Annotated in this window: 3 protein-coding genes; 1 reads left to right on the forward strand and 2 read right to left on the reverse strand. The window is 32.5% G+C overall.

Annotation, left to right across the window (positions count from 1 at the left end; all coding sequences use genetic code 11):
* Window positions 1–306: 306 nt before the first annotated feature.
* Window positions 307–1,116, reverse strand: coding sequence for an enoyl-ACP reductase (locus IV513_RS15295; RefSeq protein WP_209391420.1), 810 nt, complete (start codon window positions 1,114–1,116; stop codon window positions 307–309).
* Between the two features lie 121 nt (window positions 1,117–1,237).
* Window positions 1,238–1,537, reverse strand: coding sequence for a hypothetical protein (locus tag IV513_RS15300; RefSeq protein ID WP_209391421.1), 300 nt, complete (start codon window positions 1,535–1,537; stop codon window positions 1,238–1,240).
* Window positions 1,538–1,633: 96 nt separating this feature from the next.
* Here IV513_RS15300 and IV513_RS15305 point away from each other — a divergent pair, with 96 nt between their 5' ends.
* On the forward strand, window positions 1,634–2,317 hold the full coding sequence (locus IV513_RS15305; RefSeq protein WP_262897357.1) for an IS982 family transposase: 684 nt from the start codon (window positions 1,634–1,636) through the stop codon (window positions 2,315–2,317).
* The last annotated feature ends 71 nt before the right edge of the window (window positions 2,318–2,388 follow it).

Below are 2,388 nucleotides of genomic sequence, written 5' to 3' on the forward strand. Positions count from 1 at the left end.
CGAACCACTTCGTTAGGTTTCCGAAAAATTTTTTGAGCTTTGAGGGCTCAAAATTTTTCAGAATAACTTTTCTACTTACACAGTTAGTAGGACACTACCTTAAAAAAAGCAATTATGCAGAGTGTGACTATTTGATAATTAATTTGGTATATTAAATCCCAGATGATCCACTCTAAGAAATTTTATCTAAAGTACTGAAAAAGAAATTAACCACCACAGAATAAGACTTAACATAAAAGCAAAGAGTTCGGTATTTTACCGAACTCTCTCTAATAATATTGTTTAATTTTGTATAAAATATAAGAATTATTCTGCATCGTATTTGCTGATAACTTTTTGAGTAACCCCAGAACTGCTGAAACCACCATCATGGAAAAGATTCTGCATCGTTACTTTTTTAGTAAGGTCTGAGAATAAAGTTACGCAGTAATCTGCACATTCTAAAGCTGTTGCATTACCAAGGGGAGACATATCTTCAGCGTATCCTAAGAAACCACCAAAACCTTTTACGCCACTACCAGCTGTAGTAGGTGTTGGAGATTGCGATACTGTATTAACACGTACTTTTCTTTCTCCCCAATAATTTCCGAAAGTTCTAGCAATACTTTCTAGATAAGCTTTATTATCAGACATATCGTTATAATCTGGAAATGTTCTCTGAGCTGCAATATAAGTAAGTGCTAAAATACTTCCCCACTCATTCATGCAATTTTTCTCATAAGCCACTCTCATCACTTTGTGAAAAGACACCGCAGAAATATCCCAACCTTTTTCCAGCCAATCATAATTCATATCTGTATAATGTTTACCTTTTCTTACGTTGATAGACATTCCTATTGAGTGAAGTATGAAATCTATTTTTCCAAATTTAGCAATAGCGGCATCAAAAAGTTTTTCAAGATCTTCTACCGAAGTTGCATCTGCACCAATCACTTCAGAACCAGTTTTCTCAGCTAAACCGTTTAACTCGCCCATTCTAAGGGCAATAGGAGCATTAGATAAGATAAATTCTGCACCTTCTTCGTGACATCTTTCTGCAACTTTCCATGCGATAGATTGTTCATTAAGGGCTCCAAAAATAATTCCCTTCTTGCCTTTAAGTAAACCGTATGACATAATTTTTTAATGTTTATTAAGCTACAAATGTAACAAATATTTGTGTTTAAAGCATAACAAAAAAAACGAAGCCTTAAAAAAAGACCTCGTTTCTGATAATATATATAAGATTAAAAAACTATTAGTTTATTTTCTTATTCCATTCTGCTTTTACATCTTCTGCAGCATCTTTAGTTTTTTCCCAAGCTTCGTTTGCTCCGTCTTTTATATCTTCCCAAGTATCAGATACGTTTGCTTTAACTCTGTCTAGCCAATCTTCATGAGAAGCTTCTTCATCATTATTCCTTTTTTCGTTGATGTAATCTCTAGCTCTGTCTGCCAAATCACTGATTTTCCATTTTGCATCAGTTGCGGCATTTCTTAAAGTATTTTCTGTGTTGGCTACTGCTTTTTCAGCTTTGTTGTAATCTTGATTGTTCATAATATTTTAATTTAGTAACCCGTAGTGCATTATAGAAAAGGTTGCTCAAGTAACTAAAAATTAGTATATTGTATTGACTACCAATCAAATACAATTATGAGCAACCTTGAAGCAAGTTACAATTTAATTTTAGATAATTTAAGAGAAATATCAGAAATTGAAAATTTTTATTTTAAACCAATAAAACCAAAACTGTCTGATATAGAGTTGATTAGTTTGATTATTTTGGCTGAATTTAAGTCCATTGATTCCGAACATCAACTTTTTAGAGATATAAAGGGTTTTGAAATTGAACCAAAAATTGATAGAAGTGTTTACAATAGGAGAAAGCGAAAATTATTTCCTTTTATCGAAGAAATAAGAATGAAAATGGTGGATAAATTGAATGAATCTGAAAATTACTTTGTAGTAGACAGCATGCCTTTGGAAATATGTAAACTATCTCGTTCCTCCAGAAGCAGGATTTGTAAAGATGTAGATTACGCTTATCCCAACAAAGGATTTTGCGCTTCGCAGAATCTCCATTTTTATGGCTATAAATTACATGCAGTTTGTTCTATTTCTGGGGTTTTTCAGAGTTTTGACATTTCTCCTGCATCTGTTCACGACATCCATTTTCTACAGGATATAAAACATCAAATGTCTGATTGTGTGTTGCTTGGTGATAAAGGTTATTTGTCCCAAAGCATTCAATTAGACTTATTCAATGAGGTAAATATAGAGTTGGAAACCCCTAAAAGGAAAAATCAAAAAGGATCAGTTTCAAAAGTTGGGGATTAATATTAAAAATTGATATTTTTGCAGAGGATGAAAACAGAAGACCTACTCAAGTTATTATTGCCTGAATACTT

Origin of the sequence: Chryseobacterium sp. RR2-3-20 (assembly GCF_017808115.1) — a bacterium.
Classification (GTDB): Bacteria; Bacteroidota; Bacteroidia; order Flavobacteriales; family Weeksellaceae; genus Chryseobacterium; species Chryseobacterium oryzae.